This is a genomic window from Wolbachia endosymbiont (group A) of Rhinocyllus conicus (assembly GCF_947250775.1).
Lineage (GTDB): Bacteria > Pseudomonadota > Alphaproteobacteria > Rickettsiales > Anaplasmataceae > Wolbachia.
The window spans coordinates 476,268-493,759 of record NZ_OX366349.1 but is presented as its reverse complement, the minus strand read 5'-3'; the positions used below and the strand labels follow the sequence as shown (position 1 = coordinate 493,759).

Annotated in this window: 16 protein-coding genes; 6 read left to right on the top strand and 10 right to left on the bottom strand. The window is 35.0% G+C overall.

Annotated elements, in window-relative coordinates:
* Positions 1-583: 583 nt before the first annotated feature.
* A complete protein-coding gene (locus tag OOK92_RS02510) occupies positions 584-1,357 on the top strand; it encodes a reverse transcriptase N-terminal domain-containing protein (protein WP_264736127.1) in 774 nt (257 codons plus the stop codon).
* Here the strand turns inward: OOK92_RS02510 and OOK92_RS02505 are convergent.
* Complete coding sequence (locus OOK92_RS02505; RefSeq protein ID WP_264736126.1) at positions 1,244-2,956, bottom strand: recombinase family protein; 1,713 nt, start codon at positions 2,954-2,956, stop codon at positions 1,244-1,246. The genes OOK92_RS02510 and OOK92_RS02505 overlap by 114 nt on opposite strands.
* 208 nt (positions 2,957-3,164) lie before the next feature.
* Between OOK92_RS02505 and OOK92_RS02500 the strand changes: the two genes are divergently transcribed.
* Positions 3,165-3,302, top strand: coding sequence for a hypothetical protein (locus OOK92_RS02500; protein ID WP_264736125.1), 138 nt, complete (start codon positions 3,165-3,167; stop codon positions 3,300-3,302).
* 341 nt (positions 3,303-3,643) lie between these two features.
* Here OOK92_RS02500 and OOK92_RS02495 read toward each other — a convergent pair whose 3' ends face one another.
* The 6 genes from OOK92_RS02495 to OOK92_RS02470 form a co-directional block, all read right to left on the bottom strand.
* Positions 3,644-6,340, bottom strand: coding sequence for a hypothetical protein (locus tag OOK92_RS02495; protein WP_264736124.1), 2,697 nt, complete (start codon positions 6,338-6,340; stop codon positions 3,644-3,646).
* Positions 6,341-6,459: 119 nt separating this feature from the next.
* Entirely contained in the window at positions 6,460-7,794 is a 1,335-nt protein-coding gene (locus tag OOK92_RS02490) for an alanine/glycine:cation symporter family protein (RefSeq protein ID WP_264736123.1), read from the bottom strand.
* 417 nt (positions 7,795-8,211) lie between these two features.
* Positions 8,212-8,487 (bottom strand): hypothetical protein, encoded by a 276-nt coding sequence (locus OOK92_RS02485; protein ID WP_264736122.1) that lies wholly within the window; start codon positions 8,485-8,487, stop codon positions 8,212-8,214.
* 352 nt (positions 8,488-8,839) lie between these two features.
* Positions 8,840-9,343, bottom strand: a complete 504-nt coding sequence (locus OOK92_RS02480; RefSeq protein ID WP_264736121.1) for a protein-disulfide reductase DsbD domain-containing protein — start codon at positions 9,341-9,343, stop codon at positions 8,840-8,842.
* A 415-nt stretch (positions 9,344-9,758) separates the two neighbouring features.
* Positions 9,759-11,408, bottom strand: coding sequence for a chaperonin GroEL (groL, locus tag OOK92_RS02475; protein WP_264736120.1), 1,650 nt, complete (start codon positions 11,406-11,408; stop codon positions 9,759-9,761).
* Between the two features lie 100 nt (positions 11,409-11,508).
* On the bottom strand, positions 11,509-11,799 hold the full coding sequence (locus OOK92_RS02470) for a co-chaperone GroES (RefSeq protein ID WP_373457551.1): 291 nt from the start codon (positions 11,797-11,799) through the stop codon (positions 11,509-11,511).
* A gap of 173 nt (positions 11,800-11,972) precedes the next feature.
* Between OOK92_RS02470 and ygfZ the strand changes: the two genes are divergently transcribed.
* The 3 genes from ygfZ to OOK92_RS02455 all read left to right on the top strand — a co-directional run bounded on the left by ygfZ (position 11,973) and on the right by OOK92_RS02455 (position 14,134).
* Positions 11,973-12,779, top strand: a complete 807-nt coding sequence (ygfZ, locus tag OOK92_RS02465; RefSeq protein ID WP_264736119.1) for a CAF17-like 4Fe-4S cluster assembly/insertion protein YgfZ — start codon at positions 11,973-11,975, stop codon at positions 12,777-12,779.
* Positions 12,780-12,928: 149 nt separating this feature from the next.
* Positions 12,929-13,390: a dUTP diphosphatase gene (dut, locus tag OOK92_RS02460; protein WP_264736118.1), complete on the top strand. Its 462-nt coding sequence runs from the start codon at positions 12,929-12,931 to the stop codon at positions 13,388-13,390.
* A 207-nt stretch (positions 13,391-13,597) separates the two neighbouring features.
* On the top strand, positions 13,598-14,134 hold the full coding sequence (locus OOK92_RS02455) for a hypothetical protein (RefSeq protein ID WP_264736117.1): 537 nt from the start codon (positions 13,598-13,600) through the stop codon (positions 14,132-14,134).
* Positions 14,135-14,239: 105 nt separating this feature from the next.
* On the opposite strand, the gene nusB is transcribed toward OOK92_RS02455, so the two are convergent.
* From nusB to yidC, 3 genes are read right to left on the bottom strand one after another with little or no spacing between them, the layout of a single operon-like run.
* Entirely contained in the window at positions 14,240-14,722 is a 483-nt protein-coding gene (gene nusB, locus OOK92_RS02450; protein WP_264736116.1) for a transcription antitermination factor NusB, read from the bottom strand.
* Positions 14,722-15,150, bottom strand: coding sequence for a 6,7-dimethyl-8-ribityllumazine synthase (locus OOK92_RS02445; protein WP_264736115.1), 429 nt, complete (start codon positions 15,148-15,150; stop codon positions 14,722-14,724). Before OOK92_RS02445 ends, nusB begins: the two co-directional genes overlap by 1 nt.
* Complete coding sequence (gene yidC, locus OOK92_RS02440; protein ID WP_264732069.1) at positions 15,128-16,837, bottom strand: membrane protein insertase YidC; 1,710 nt, start codon at positions 16,835-16,837, stop codon at positions 15,128-15,130. The genes OOK92_RS02445 and yidC overlap by 23 nt, the downstream gene beginning before the upstream one ends.
* 134 nt (positions 16,838-16,971) lie before the next feature.
* Between yidC and OOK92_RS02435 the strand changes: the two genes are divergently transcribed.
* Positions 16,972-17,487 carry a TIGR02281 family clan AA aspartic protease gene (locus OOK92_RS02435; RefSeq protein WP_182182693.1) on the top strand — a complete coding sequence of 172 codons (516 nt, stop codon included), beginning with the start codon at positions 16,972-16,974 and terminating at the stop codon, positions 17,485-17,487.
* The last annotated feature ends 5 nt before the right edge of the window (positions 17,488-17,492 follow it).

Genomic DNA, 17,492 nt, shown 5'->3' with positions numbered 1-17,492 from the left:
TCAGAAAGAAACTGAAAGAGTTCTAAAACTTATTAAACCAGATGTTTTGCCATCTGAGTCTACGCATCAGTGCGAATCGGGTAACCGGTTGGTGCCGAGCGATGCGGACAATGAACCTCCTCTTGAAAAAGAAGATGCGTAATCGTAAGAGGAGCATAAACTACAAGCATCATGTGGTTGGAGGGCTAGGCTAGTGGTATGGTGAACGTAAGTGAAGCTTCGTAAGTATCGTAAAAATTGAAGAGCTAAAGATGCTGATAAGCTCTGACCAAAAGGTAATGTGGATAAGTTACATTTTTCATCTCTAGATGTACGCAAATAATAACTCCACCGGTATAGAGAAGTCACCTAACCCACTGTTGTATGACAGAAGGAACAGGGTAAGCCTGTATTTCCGCCTATATGGCAAGCAAACCGCAAGGAACGCTGATGAAAATGCAGGTAAAGGAAAATGGAGAAAGCGAATGCCATTTTGTAACGAAATGGATAGAATTTGTAACATTAATTCGCGTGAAAACGAGCAGACTTCCATTTGGTCCCTCGTGACAAGAAACTTTGTCAACCACTTAAGGTAGGAAAGCAGATGATTACAAGTAAAACTGTAAGTGCACCTACCAACAGCTCCGAAGCATGGAACCAGTTGCCATGGAAGAAATGCCAAAAGGTTGTTATGAGGCTACAAAGGCGTATTGTTAAGGCTGTTCAAGAAGGAAGATGGAGTAAGGTAAAATCTTTACAACATCTCTTAACACGCTCTTTTAGTGGAAAAGCTTTAGCCATTAAAAGAGTAACTGAAAACCAAGGAAAAAACACAGCAGGTGTAGATCGTCAACTATGGTCAACTTACAATGCTAAATTTCAAGGAATAAAGCAGTTAAAACAAAGAGGGTATAAACCTTCTCCGCTAAAACGAATTTATATCAGTAAATCTAATGGCAAAAGAAGACCTCTTGGAATACCCACGATAAAAGATAGAGCCATGCAAGCATTATATTTGTTTGCTCTGGAACCGATAGCTGAAACAATCAGTGATCGTCACTCTTATGGCTTTAGATCTAAAAGATCCTGCGCGGATGCTATTGTTGCTTGTCACTTATTACTGGCAAGGCGCAATCGACCACAATGGATACTAGAAGGTGATATCAAAGGGTGCTTTGACAACATTAACCATGAATGGCTTATGAAGCACATTCCTATGGAGAGAAAAATTCTCCATAGTTGGTTAAAGGCTGGTTTCCTAGAATCAAAAACCTTGTACCCCACAACTGCTGGTACCCCGCAAGGAGGTATAATTACCCCGCCAACAATGTTGCAAATTTTTCTTTTCTTCTCGATTATTTCCAGGAGAGTTTGGTAGCTCTTTTACACGAAATACCACATTTACGTCCTCAAGGTTAATTTCAATTCTCTTGACTAACGTTCTAATAATATCACGTTTAGTTAGCCAGTCTGCGTTATCAAGGTTTGATGTAATATTGGAAGAAAAGTCTTCTAAATTGGTTACAACCAAAGTTAATTCCTGTTTTAATTTCTTTTGATCGAATATCCTTTTCTTCTCCTCTTCAATTGTTTTTAAACTTTGTTTCATTGCTTTAATTCGTGGTTCAAATTCTTCTTGATTAATATATTCTTGAGCATAACTATCAATAAGTCTAGCAATACCACGTTTTAATTTATTTTCTTGTTTCTCTAGTAAATCGCTTTTTTGATCCCATGATGATTTTTTAAGCTCTGAAAGTCTACGCCTGTATTCTTCTAAAACCCTATTTGGATTTTTCAATAAATGCTTAACCTCTTCCCAAACGGCTGTTTCTAATGCATCTGTACGAATGTGTTTATTATCACAAATTTTATTACCACCAAAACGGTAAGAATCTCTACCAATACAACGATAATAAGCATAATGATCAATTTTTTCTCCTCGCTTATTTCTTACAGGACTTCCGTAATATGCATAACGACAACGCTTACATACGATTAAACCTTGTAGTAAATATTTTGCTCCTCTTTCTCTTGTCCTTGCTATTTTTCTATTCTCAGCTAATTGTTCTTGAACTATATCAAATACATCTTCGTCCACTATATTTGGCACTTTAACATAAATCCAATTTGCTTTTTCAACAGAATAGGTAGAGTAATTATCTTTCGGTTGTTCACAAGAATGTTTCTGTGGTCTGATATGTTGTAACTTTATACCTACTTTTGTTTTACCAAAAGCCGCTTGTCCTTTGTAAGCAGGATTTTTTAACATACCCCAAATCACACTTCTATCCCAGTACTTTTTTCCTGTTCGTGTTATAATAGACATAGTGTTTAGCCGACGACACACTTCCCCAATACTTGTCCTTTCTCTTCCTATCCACAAAAATACTTTCCTAACAACATTAGCTTCTTCTTCGTTTATTTCAAATAAAGCTTGTCCTCCTCCCATATATTTATCTATATAACGATAACCATAAGGAGCTCCTCCCATTACGCTTACACAACCTTTATTAGCTGCATAAATCTTTCCGCGACGACTTCGTTCCATAATTTTCGCTCGTTCATATTCTGCTATCATACCTTGCATTTGTAACAGCAATTGAGATTCTGGATTATCGTTAATCTCATAATTTAAGAAAACCGTTTCTGCTCCTGCTTTCTCAAATTCTTCAAGTAATACCATTTGATATGCATATTTTCTAGATAAGCGATCAGGTGAATGAATGTAAATTCTATCAATTTTACCTTCTGTTACTTTATCACGTAACTTTTCTAGATCAGGACGGACTAGATTAGATCCACTGTAGCCATTATCAATAAATTTATACTCACTTAATAATTTGTATCCATCCGTACTAATTTGCTTCTCTAAAGCTGCAACTTGACTTGCTATTGTATTTTCTTGTGCTTGTTTCCCCGAAGAAACTCTTGCATATAAACTCACTGTTACCATTTGATCCTCCTTGAATCCCATTTTTATGTTTTAAATTTTTTTGGCTTACTTGCTTTGACACGGCTTTTTCATAAGCATCTAACAAATACTTTTCTGCCAACCGGTTAGTTTCATAGCTACAGCTAATCCGTATAGCTAATCTCTTATTTCCCATGAACTTTCCTTGAAATAATATGTTCATATCATTCATTGAAACTGATGGTTAATTGATTGTTGGCACTATAAATAAATGGCACTCTTGTTTTTGGACATAGAAGTTTTCGAGAAATGCTTTTCTCTAATTTTACGTTTTTTGCAACATTGTTGGCGGGGTAATAGCGCCGTTTGCAGGGATATTTGCAATCAGAGCTACATCATTTGCTGCTGAAAAAGTGAATGAATATATTATTTCTCCTATAGTTGAGTGTTTTTCTTCAAAAGGGAAGGGGTGCGAATCACCTTAAACCAATTAAGTAAGGTTTCTGCTTTCTGTTATTCTAGTGTGCAGCATATAGCTGCACGAACATTTGTTTGCAAAGGCAGTGTGTTAAGTGTTATAGCCGGTTTTGCCTCAAACACAAAGGCAGTGCCTGGACTCTTGCTTCAATGTTAAACAAAATACCATAGAATTCAAAATGCAAAAAAAAATGTTCAACATTGTATCAGAATGGTGCTATATTGGGCCTTAACTTGACGCGTATGCTTTTTTGAACATTCCCTAACCTCAATTTATATTGAAATACCTTTATTGGTATCTTTTTCTTGTTGTGACTCAGCAATACGTTTAGTCCAATCCAGTGGCCTTTTATTTCTGTTACCTAATGCAATTCTATTGCGATCATAACTATCAGTGTGTTCCGTTAAAGTATCTTTTCTTTCTTCTTCTATTACTCCAATTTTCAGTTGTGCTTCATCTTTCTCTAGTAATTTATATAGATTACTATTTTTATCTACAATTGAATTAGTGTCATTGTTTTCTTGTTCTGCCACTGTTTTTATGTCTGTTGAACTGTCTTTTAACAATCCTGCTGCTAATAAATGTTCTTTGGTTTGTTCACTAATTCCTTTTTGATCCACCGGTTTTAGTGGGAACTTCTGAGTTTCTTTATCCAACTTACTGGTAAATTCCGTAAGTAGAGTGTCATCCCTTTGTTCAACATTCATTAGGCTCGCTTTTAACTGTCCAGGATTTACTTGAGATTGTCCATGATTGGCATGAGTTGGAGATGAATAGCCCGAATCGTTTGTTTTTACATCTGTTGAACTGTCTTTTAGCAATCCTGCTGCTAATAAATGTTCTTTGGTTTGTTCACTAATTCCTTTTTGATCCACCGGTTTTAGTGGGAACTTCTGAGTTTCTTTATCCAACTTACTGGTAAATTCCGTAAGTAGAGTGTCATCTCTTTGTTCAACATTCATTAGGCTCGCTTTTAACTGTCCAGGATTTACTTGAGATTGTCCATGATTGGCATGAGTTGGAGATGAATAGCCCGAATCGTTTGTTTTTACATCTGTTGAACTGTCTTTTAGCAACCCATCTTCTTTATCTTGTGACAGTTTATCAGTAGGATCAACTTGCCTTAATCCTCCATTATCTTGCTGTGATCTATCTCTGATTTCTTTAAGAAGATTTTCAGGTGGAGTTTGGTCACTTTGTTCAATGTTCTCTAAGCTCCTCTTTGGCTGCTCAGGATCTACTTGAGGTTGAGCATGAATTTGAGGTGAATAGCCCGAATCGTTTGTTTTTACATCTGTTGAACTGTCTTTTAGCAACCCATCTTCTTTATCTTGTGACAGTTTATCAGTAGGATCAACTTGCCTTAATCCTCTATTATCTTGCTGTGATCTATCTCTGATTTCTTTAAGAAGATTTTCAGGTGGAGTTTGGTCACTTTGTTCAATGTTCTCTAAGCTCCTCTTTGGCTGCTCAGGATCTACTTGAGGTTGAGCATGAATTTGAGGTGAATAGCCCGAGTCACTTTTGCTATTGGGTTTTGGAACAGAAAGTGGCTGTTTACTTTCTTCCCACTCAGCATCACTGGCACCACGGTTATCACTGTCATGTTCATGTATATTTGAATAAGGCAAGTAAGGAACTTTGTCCTTTAATGTTTCTAATATAGAAGACGTTGATTCATTTTTCCTGCCTCCTTCCATTGATGCTCCGCTACCATCAACAACACCAGTGCGCCGTAAGCTGTTTCTCTTGAAATTTCTGATGTCTTGTAATAGATCGCCTTTGCTATTTCCTTCTTGTTGCTGGGTTTTAGGTTGTTGCTGATTATTAGGTGTTTGCTCACTTCTATCTGGTTTTTGGCTTCCAGGTACAGCATGTCCAAATGTAGGATTGTCATACCGTTCATCTTCTTGTCTATTATCTTGATTGTGGCTTACAGACTTGGTGAAAGTAGAACTGTCCGAAGGATCAGAAGTTGCACCTTTTTGCTGATTATTAGATGTTTGCTCATTTCCGCGCAAGCCATCTGGTTTTTGGCTTCCACTCCCTTGCTCATTGAAAACATCTTTTTCAGGTGTAATTCTAAGTGGTGGCAGCGAAGGGGTCTGAGACCCAATTTCTCGATTCATATGAGTAGCTTGGTGTTTTTGAACAGGTTTTTTGACCTCTTGCTCAATATCTCTACTGTTACTTTTTATTGCGATTTCAGATGATTTGTTAAGGACTTGATTGTCTTTTCCGTCATGTTGCACCTCATTCACTTTTCCTTTTTCCCTGAATTTTATTTCATGCAAGAATAAACCACCTATTTTTACATCTTGATTCGCTTCTAACCGTTCTAGAGAAAAATCATCACCTTTAACAAGGTCTACACCGTTAGCATCAATCTTAATTTTGATCTTGCATTCTTCCCCTTTCGCGTACCATTTCAGAGTCATCTCATATGAACCATCGGTTACGACATAATGTCTTATTTTTTTCCCTCCTTCCTCGGCAACAAAACCATGCATTCCGCTCTTTCCATCACTATGCAACGTTGAAAATCCCGAGATTCCATTCTTCTGACAAAAATCACTGTTTAAAAATTCGCTGATTTTGAACTCTTTCTTGTTATCCTCCAGTGTAATACTGGCATGATTACCGTATATTGAAACTTTTTTATCTTCAACATCATCATTAATGTTATTAGCACTAGTAATATACTTATTCAACTCTTCTTTAGCTTTATCTTCAAGCTCTTGTCTAGCTGTCTTGTTGCATTCCTGAAGAATAACTCCACATGCTTTATTTTTGTTTTCATCTTCGTCCCAATTCCAGTCGGCGTGTTCTGTTAAAAACTTTACTATGTTAAAATCAACTCTAACATTATAAATTAGGTCGTCTTCCTTTTTTATTTCATCAAATAAAGGAAAAAATTCTTGAACGCGCTCATTATAAATGTGTTTTTGTTGTATATTGTTAGTATTCATATACCCCTCACTAATAACCCTCTGCCTTTAGTTCTAGCTAATACTAGCTAATATAATTATCACGAGCATTGGTTGAATTTTTATTAAGGAAGGTTGTGTTGTTACTCAGATGGCAACTTTTAGTTGGCGCCTAATTTTAAATATCTGTTGCTCATAGTGAATACTTCTGGATCTTTAGAAGTTAGCTTGAGTATAGCAAGTATGTTGATAAACAACAAAGCAGCAATCGAGATATCAGCGACATCCCATAGCAACCGGACTTTACCTATCGCACCAAGCGGAATGATCATGGTAAAAATTACAATCCAGATTTTAGTGTATTTATTATCCATAGACACATAGCGTATTGTCTGTTTTGAGCAAAAAAACCAAGTAAAAATAGTAGTAAAGGCAAAACAAAACATTATGGCCATAATTAAATAGTCAATATAGGGCCAATTCATAGCTTTTCTAAAAGCAAATATGCACATGTTAGTACTCTCTAAATCGGTGACCCAAGAATCTGTGACAAGCAGTACCATTGTTGTAATAAACACTATAAATGCAACTATAAAAGGCGATATTATTGTAATTAGACTCTGCTCAATAATAAATTTATTATTATTTTTCTTAGGAACAATTGAAGAATGTACGACTCCTTCGAGGCCAAGCCCTATATCTGTTGCAAAAATACCTCGCAAAGTTCCGACTTGAATAATAGTCAACATTTCTAAAATCAAACCTAGAGATAAACCAGAGTTAAAGCTACTAGCTGTCAAAAAATTGCTTGTTATTAATTTTAGAGAAGGAGGGATATTTTCACTAAACTTAAATAATATGATACCGCAAAGTATGAGGTAACTTACCGTCATTATCGGTATCATAGCCGATATAAAAATTTTAATTTTTTTTAAGCTGAGAACTGCAACAACAAAAAATATTATGGCCATTACAATGCCACCAATGACTACAGGCACATCTATCATGTTAAGTGGTATTGATAGAGAATTTACCTGAACAAGGTTACCAGCTGTTATTGAAACCATCATCATAACAACCAGAAACACAATTGTAGCTTTCCTAGAATTAAATGCATCAGCCATGTAGGCTACAGGGCCACCTATAAACCGTCCGTTCTTTTCCTTTCTGGTTTTTATACTTAGATAACAAGTGACATATTTTATCACAGAAGTGATAACAATAATTATTGCCATCCATAAAATAGAGCCCGGTCCTCCGGTTTTTAGAGCAACAGCAGTTCCTGAAATGTTTCCTACTCCTAAATTTCCCCCTAAGATTGTAAACAGGGCGGCTATAGAAGAAAATTTATTTTCCCCTCTTTTAACTCCAATGAGTGAAAGGGCGTACGGCAATCTAAATATCTGTAGCCATTTTAGTTTAACCGATAGGTAAACACCAGCAACTAGCATGAGTAATATTGTTGGCAGTAATAAAACAAACTTTACTGTATCCATCTGTAAAAGTGAGATTTTTATTTAAGTATACAACAAAAATTGAGAATACCTAACCTATTTTCTATGTATGACTTCGTTTCTGTTATCCAAGCAGCTGATACTAGAACCAGTTTTCCGTATCAAAAATTTTTATTTTAACACAATACTAGCTGCTCTCATACTCAGTTTTTAGTCAAAGTCAGTGTCAAACTCCACAGAGTATTTTTCCGCTTCTTTCTACGCTCTGTTCGCAATGATATATAAGGGCAGAATTGCCCTTTACATAATTTTACCCAGAATTTAACGTCAGTTGAGAACTATACAAAGTCTATAGGTTAATGTGGATGCCTTAGAACCCTTGGCAAGAATCAAGTAGCTAGCATCGAAGTAATCGTATTAAAAAAAGAAGATATTGAATATCTTCTTTTCTTGTTGTGATTAAAGATACATTGGATCTTGAGCGTGTATTTCATCTGCCATAGATGATAATTTTAAGCTCTCATCAAGGAGATTATTTGCACTAGCTGCTAATTTCTCACTAAGCGTTGGTGTTTGTGAATGAGATGGGGACCTCACAAACAAATCACACTTGTGTTTGCATAGTGCCTCAGTGACCGAAGTCCATGAATCTCGTTCACATGCTCTGTGGCAATCGTGATGTGGATTGACTCCCTTCCATTCCAATGAAGGCAAGTTTTGTGTAGATTTTACCATAATATACTCCTTAATTAAAAAATTAACATAATTTTAACATATAAGTATTAATATTATACTAATACTTATATAATTACTTTTCAGAGATATAGCTTTATGATACCTTTTGAAAAAACTCATGCCTTTTATTATTTGATCTGTAAATTCTTTATTGAAAAATTCAGGAAAATGCTGTACAATTATTGGCAAATTTTATGGTAGATTCAAGGGTTAATGTAACCTTCGATCCAGAAATTTCACAACACCTTATTGAACTAACTAAAGCCACTAAACAATCTGTTCAAAAATTAGCAGGAATAACATTTTTAAACTATTGCGTAATTATCACTGCCTTACTCGCCCCCTGAGAACTCTATTTTTCATACCACTCATTTATGAGTTTACTGATATCAGAATCTATAAAATCCTTTAGTGGTTGCCTGGTTTTTATCTCAACATTTTTAGGGATGCACCTATCTTTACATATCGCATAATTTATATGGAAGTTAAGGTCAATATACCCTTGATTTGAAAACACATTCATCTTAAAGGGAAATAATACCATATCCTTATATACGTTACTGATAAATATCTCTCTTCCTACTTTATCTCTATGTTCCTTTGGAGTAGGCCAGTAAATATCTATGTTTAATGTGTTACCCTTACAATCAAAAGAAGTGGGAAGACCGAAATCTCCAGGATCTTTATAATATATGTGCCAGCCTGGTTCTACTGTAACCTTTATTGCACCTTTAAGAGTGAGGTTTGCTTCATTTATCTCGCCAATAAGTAAATCAAATTTTGCAATTTCCTCGTCAGCATATAGTTGGGTGCAAGAAAAAAATAAAAACAATATTAAATATATATGTATTTTCATTAAGGCAAATTTCTCCTTTTATAGAGAAAGTGATTTAGATTTTAAGTGTTATATTTAATAGCATTATATAGATTATTTATTAATATAGCATTATTCTAATATATACAACTGTAATATAAATGGGTGAAAAGAATAAGTCATTGTGGAAAACACATATAGCTAAACTGACTTAGATTTACCGACAATTTGAAAAACAAAAATTCGTCATTCCGCTACTTGTTAGCGGAATCTATCCGCGGCGGTATGACGTAGGAAAACCTTTCTTGGGTTAGCTATAGACAACCATAATATAAAAGAGTGAAACGGATGCAAACAGTAGTGCCTTTCTGCACCAAACGTATTACCTTTAACGAATAGTAAAATGTGAGATTTTTTGGAACTACCGTGGAGCAATTGCTCCACGGCTTCACTCTACTTAGAATCCACCCATGCCACCCATTTCTCCTGCGCCCATAGGAGATGAAGCATTTTCTTTGCTTGGTACATCAACTATCATAGATTCAGTAGTAATCAGCACACTCGCAACAGATATCGCTGTTTCAAAAGCAATACGCACCACTTTTGCTGGATCAATCACACCAGCTGTAAATGCATTAGCGTAATTCATAGCCTCAACGTTGTATATAAGCTCTTTATCATTCTGCTTAATCAAATAGTCAATGATAACAGCAGATTCAAGACCAGCATTTTTAACTAACCTTCTAATTGGAGCACTGAGAACTTTCTTGATAATGTTTATGCCTATTTGCTCTTCGTCACTTGCACCTTTTAATTTGTCGAGAACAGATGAAGCATAAAGAAGTGCAACTCCACCACCTGGAACTATGCCTTCTTCAATTGCAGCTCTTGTTGCATGCAGCGCATCTTCAACTCTATCTCTACGTTCTTTAACTTCCACTTCAGTTGCTCCACCAACTTTTAGCACAGCAACACCACCTGATAATTTCGCTAAACGTTCTCTTAGCTTTTCTTTATCATAATCAGAAGTTGAAGTTTCAATTTGAGATTTGATCTGCTCGATTCTAGCTTTCACACTGTCAGAATCGCTATTTTCGCTGACAACTGTGGTATTATCTTTAGTAATTTTAACATTTTTAGCAGTACCAAGATCATCAAGTGTCAGATCTTCCATCTTGATTCCAAGTTCATCTTTTATGACGTACTTAGCACCAGTCAAAGTTGCTATATCTTCGAGCATTTCCTTTCTTCTGTCACCAAAACCTGGAGCTTTTACTGCAGCAACTTTTAAACCACCACGCAATTTATTGATAACTAAAGTGCTTAATGCTTCACCTTCGATATCCTCTGCAATAATAACCAAAGGTTTACCAGATTTAACAACAGCTTCAAGAATAGGAAGTAAAGGTTGAATAATATTTAATTTTTTCTCTGTAATTAATAGATAAGGATTATCAAGCTCCACGATCATTTTTTCATTATTTGTAATAAAATACGGAGAGAGATAACCGCGATCAAATTGCATGCCAGTAGTCAGCTCAACTTCTAACTCTTTTGAACCTTTACTTTCTTCAACAGTGATTACACCCTCTTTTCCAACTTTTTTCACGGAATCAGCGATACTGTTACCTATATCCTTATCACCATTTGCAGAGATTATCGCAACTTGCGCTACTTCATCCATTTTCTCTAGAGAAATTGTACGAGACATTGATGCAATTTCCTTTAATATTACATCTTTTGCCTTCTGTATTCCGTTTTTAATACCAGCACGATCGTTTCCAGCAGCAATTGATTTTGAAGCTTCCATGATCATGCTGCTAGTTAATATTGAGCACGTTGTTGTACCATCACCAACTTTGTCGTTACATTGAGAACAACTTTGGGCAAAGATGCTTGCTATTGCAGCATTTAGTGGTTTTTCAGGCTTGATACCCTTCATCACCTTATAACCATCTTTTGTAATTTCTGGTGCTCCATAGGGCTTATTAATCCCTACTGTTTTTCCCCTAGGTCCCGCAGTTATTGCTACCGTTGAATCCACTATTGCTGCGACTTCACGAAAGGCTTCTTGTAACTGCTCACCTGATACTACTACATTAGTCATTTTTATCACCTCTTGTTAATAAAAAATTTAGAAAACTATAATAAAACCATTTACAATGCGCCATGTTGCGCTTTGTTTCAATTTAGTAAAATAAAGACTGCTATTTAATGACAGCAAGTATATCGGACTCTTTCATCACGATAAGCTTTTCATCATTATGTTCTATTTCTGTACCAGCCCATTGACGATAGAACACTTTATCACCAGCCTTTACAGTTAAAGCTATGCGTTCGCCATTTGAGTTGCGTGAACCTTCACCAGTTGCTACAATTTCACCTTTAGTAGGTTTCTTTTCAGCACTTGATGGAAGCATAATTCCACCCTGCTTTTCCTCGCTAATAGGCTTGATCAGCACGCTATCATCCAATACATTTAAACTTATACTTGACATTTGCTTTTCCTCTCAACAAATTAACCTATAATTTTATATATATACTCGTAAGTTAGATTTCAAGGGCTGGAGCTTGTAAAATATGCACACCATATAAAATATGCACGCCAAAAGCAGTTTCTAAAAGAGCCTAATGTTATATAATAAAATTTAGGTTTATTTATAGAGATTTCATGAGTTATATACCATTCTTAAGTCGTGGTGTGATAGTGCTATATGGGCCTGACACTAGAGATTTTCTGCAGGGCATTATAACCAATGATATTAATAAGCTAGATAGCCAAAAAGCTATTTACTCTTTATTGCTTAGCCCTCAGGGAAAATACCTATATGATTTTTTTCTTATTGAATATGGTAGATATATTTTCTTAGAGTGCGAAAATGTGCACTTACAGCAAATAATCGAGAAACTAGATTTACTTAAAACTTATTTGAGAGTGAAAATTAAAGACATTAGTGCACTATATAAGGTTGGAGTTTTGTTTGATACTAAGTTGGCGGAGTGTAGTAGTAAGTCACAAGTTATTTTTCAAGATCCAAGGCACAAGCTGCTAGGAATGAGGATCATACATAAAGATGAAATAAAAGAACCGGTTGGAGATTTTATTCAGTATGAAAAAGTTAGAATTAAAAACCTTGTCCCAGATGGAGCAAAAGATATGGTACAAAATTCATCGTTCCCATTGCAATATTTAATCGATAAGGCAAACGGTATAAGCTTTAATAAGGGGTGTTATATAGGTCAGGAAGTCGTAAATCGAATGAGCAGACAAGAAATATTCAGAAGAAAACTTTATCCTGTTGAGGGGGATAACGCACTTCCAGATATTGGCACTAAAGTGACAAATGAAAATAATGAGGAAATAGGGGAACTGCGCTCTAGTGTAGACAACATTGGACTTGCATTGCTTAATACTCAAAAAAGTCATGCAAATTTATATGTCGATGGGGTTAAGTGCGTTAAGACGTTGTATAATTAAAGTCTTAAGGTAGCGCATATAGAAACGAAAAACTTATTTTATGGCCTAGCGTCACGCACTAGAATGACATCATTTACGATGTAACATTTATTACTTTTGCAGATACAATTTACATGCTATAATTGAACCTTCATAGTTGGTAAATTGGAGTGCAAAGAAGTACAATTAAAGTAGAAATAAAAAGATTATCACACGGAGAAGACTTGTCTCTTCCATGTTATGCAACTACGCAGAGTGCTGGTATGGATCTTTATGCTGCATTGAATGACTCTGCTGTTTTAAATCCACTTGAGAGATTACTTGTTCCAACTGGAATTGTGATTGCAATACCAAACGGTTTTGAGGGGCAAATCCGCCCACGTTCTGGTCTTGCTGCAAAACATGGAATCACTGTCTTAAATTCTCCGGGCACTATAGACTCTGATTATCGAGGTGAGGTGAAGATTTGCCTAATTAATCTAAGTAATCAGTCGTATGAGATAAAAAGAGGAGATAGAATTGCACAAATCCTTATTTCTCCTGTATCTCAGGTAATTTGGGATGACAGAGAAGAATTCTGCACAGAAGAAACCGGTCGCAATGCAGGGGGCTTTGGCTCAAGTGGCAGGTAATTTGCGAAAAAGCTTGACTATGACAGTTCTTTTATATACAATTTAAGCATATTAATATTTTATTAAATGAGGTCGTTTATGCTAACTTTCAAAAATCATCGAGGTCAGTTCCACAAAACAAACACTGCACTTGTTGCACTTACTTCTTTGTATGTCATAGGCGCAGCAGTAGCACTTTCAGCACCATATTGGGTGTCTTAAACTTCCATGCTAGCTCCACTTGCAGCTTTTGCAGCTACACCACTTGGAATGAGTGTTTTAGCATTTGTTGCTGTTGCACTGATTTGTTTAGCAGTATATGCCATCAGCAAAAATAACGAAATATCTGAGTTGAAAGCTTGGAAGCTCAGTGTTAGTAGTGATTATGCACATCTAGTGCTACAAGTATTAAGCGAAGATAGTAAGTTTATTGAAGAGAATTATAAAGTAGATGACAAACATCGTATAGATTGTGTCAACTCAAAAGGTGAAGTATACCGTATTACCCTTGATGGTCACGTCAAGTACAAAGATAATGATCATCCGATTTTGCTTGGCAGCACTTATCTCTTCCGTGTGTCTTCACTAGACGTGAAAGATGGTGAGGGTAAATATGTTTCAATAAATGATAGAAGTAAGCAATTGGAAACATTAGGTTTAGGCTTAGAGGATCAGTATCCTAAGGAATTAAGCATTACATTTATGCCAAGCACAGTTATGCAAAAACCAGCAGCTGAGCAAGGGAAAACCGGAAGAAATAAATAATTAAGCGAAATAAAAATGGTAGACTAAGTCTACCGTTTTTTTAATGTCAGTTACTTAAATTTATTACGGGAATTGCCTTAACTTTTATATAGTTGTGAGAAGCTGCTAAGGATTTTTATTTAATTTAACTGCATCTTTTGCCTTATCCAATAACCCATTAATAAAACCAATTTCGCTTGGTTTATCAAGTAAATCAGATGCAATGTTAGTATATTCATTAATGACAACTGGAACTGGCGTATCACAATTAGCTAACTCACATATTGCAACACGCAAGATAGATAAGCTTATAAGATTTAACCGTGAAAGGGACCAGCTTGGGTGTAAGTAAGACTCTATTATTTTATCATATTCTTCACTGCTTTTTATAACCTTATATAACAAGTTTTCTAAGAACTGATGTTCAAATTCTTCACATTCAAATATATCTTTCAACTTACTTATGTAGTCCTTAAGTTCACAATTTTCCAATTTAAAAGTGCTTTTGTTGTAACCTACAAAAATATTTGAATAAGCAACTTGTACAGCAAGAAATCTTGCCGTACTTCTTTTTATGCGCCACTTTTTATCTACTGGTTTTTCCTCCATTATTTTAATTTATTGTGTAAATCTATCATATGCAAAACAGTTGAGGCTGCGTGGCCACCAACGTTCTTTTTGTTTTTGTCAGCTCTAACTAGTGCTTTATCTTTGCTGTCAGCGGTAATTATGCCCATACCAAGGGGCATTACATAATGCATAATAACTTCATTTAAACCTTCGATTACCCCTTTACAAACGTATTGATAGTGATCGGTTTCACCGCGAATCACGCACCCAAGAGCTAAATAACCGTCATAATTAGCATTCTTGCTTTTTACTGCAAAGAGAATTGTAGCTGGTATCTCAAATGCACCAGGAACTTCAATTATGTCATAGCTTGCATGACTTTCTTTTAATCTATCGACTGCACCTTCAAGCAAAAGGTTTGCTATTTCAGCATAATAAATTGAATTAACTATTAGTATTTTCGACATTTACTACCACTTTTTTCGTTAAAAACAACTTTATTAATGATTGTTGAATTAAAGTTATAATATTACTAAATATCCAATATATTACCAGGCCGGCAGGAAAAGAAGAAAAAATAAAGACAGAAATGTAAGGTAAAAACTTCATAACATTTACTTGAATATCATCTTTATTGGTTTGATCTTTCTCACTTAGCTTCTGCTGAATTATCATGGTGGCACCGAAAATTATAGGTAAAATGCCTATAGAAATAGGAAAGTTATAATTAAACAACCCAAATAATGTAAAGATGTTCGTTGGGTCAGGAGCTGAAAGATCCTTAATCCATAAAAAAAAAGGAGCATGTCTCATCTCTATAGTAACAAATAATACTTTATATAGAGCAAAAAATACCGGTATTTGTATTAGCATGGGAAAAATGCTCGACATTGGGTTTACATTGTTTCTCTTGAACAACGCAATTGTCTCTTTGTGCTGCTTTAAGCTGTCATTTTTATACAACTCTTTTATACGAGTTAATTCAGGCTGCAGGCTTTTCACCTTGAACATCGAAATATATGATCTATTAGATAAGGGAAGCATCAAAAGTTTGATTACTAAAGTCAGCAATAATATTGCTAAGCCAAAATTTTTTAAAACGAAGTTAAAATATTCAAGCAGTAAAAACACTGGCTTGGTTATAAAATAAAGAACACCAAAATCTACAGCTTTATCAAACAAAGGTATATTGAGAGTATCCTTATAAGAATCCAGTAAATTCAACTTTTTTGCTCCAGCAAAAAAATAATTCACATTAGAAACACTTGCGCCAGGAAGTATGCTCTTATAAGGTTTGACAAAATCTACTTGAAATTTATCAATATCATTAGCGTTAGTATGCTTAATGCTTACATTTATTTTATCAGATTTTTCAGGTATGATGGCTGTAAGCCAGTATTTATCAGCAAAACCAAACCAATTTTTTTCACTCGTGCTTGCTTTTATTAAATGTTTTTTGGAAATATCCTTATATGTCCACTCCTCTAGTTTATTATCAAATGCACCCAGTACTCCTTCATGGGATATCCAATAAGATTCGTTGATATTGTCACGTTTACGGTTAATTCTACCATAAGGAACCAAAACTACATTATCTTTTGTATTGTTTTCAATAATTTGCTCAACTTTAAACATGTAGTTATCGTCAAGGCTAATTTTCATTCTAAATAAAATGCCATTTTCATTATCCCAAAATAAATTGACCTCTTTTTGATTGAGTTTATCTGCTTGCCAGACTGTTTTAGAATCTGGAACTTTAATCTTTTCATTCGGATCGAGCCACCCAAATTCTGCGAAATATACATCTTTTGATTCTGCAGGTGACAGTAACACCACTTGTGGAGAAGAAGAACTCGGTTCTAAGTGGTAGTTAGTTAAGATTAAGTCATCAAACCTTGCACCTTTCAAAGAAATTGATCCTTTAATCATGTTATTGGTTAAACTAACCCTCTGTTCTCGAGTGGAATTAATAATTTCAGAACGATTTTGGTGTATTATAGGAGCAAGGTCGTTAAAAGATTCGATATGTTCAATATTTTCAATCAATGGCTGGTTTTGGTTTGCACTAAAAAAATTATCATAAATAATGCGCCAAGATACCATGATCAACATGGAAAGGATAGCTGCTAAAATTAAACTTTTTGCTTCTGACATGAAATTAAATCAAACATATCTTCTTAAAGTGTATATTAAATATTGTACTAAAACAATAAAATTTACTTATTTTTAATAATAACTTTTAACGCTAATCTTTAAAATTTATTTTAATAGCTTCAAATTTTAACAATATGAACGCGGTGAAAAATCTAGTTATTTGGTTACTAATAATAGCTGCCACTTCAATGCTTATTGATTCACAAAGGGACAAACTAAGCGACAGATTTCTCAGTACTTTTTTACCATATAAAGGGAGAATTCAAAATAGTGGTCAGAATAGTGGAAGTATCGAATTTACGAAATCATACGATGGACACTTTTATATTCAGGCTCAGGTCAATGATCGCAATATAACGTTTTTGCTTGATACCGGAGCAACCGATATTGTTCTATCACAAAAAGACGCATTACATGTTGGTATTAACTTACAAAACGTTCAGGATTTTAAAATATATGAAACTGCGAAAGGTCAAATAAAAGCTGGTGTTGTTCACATCCCTCAGGTTAAAATAGGGAATTTTTTAGTTAATGATGTACAGGCGAGCGTTAACACTCATTCTATGTCTCATTCACTACTTGGAATGAGCTTTTTAAGGTATTTTCATTTCACTATAAGAGATAATAAGTTGATATTATACCGCGACTAAACACT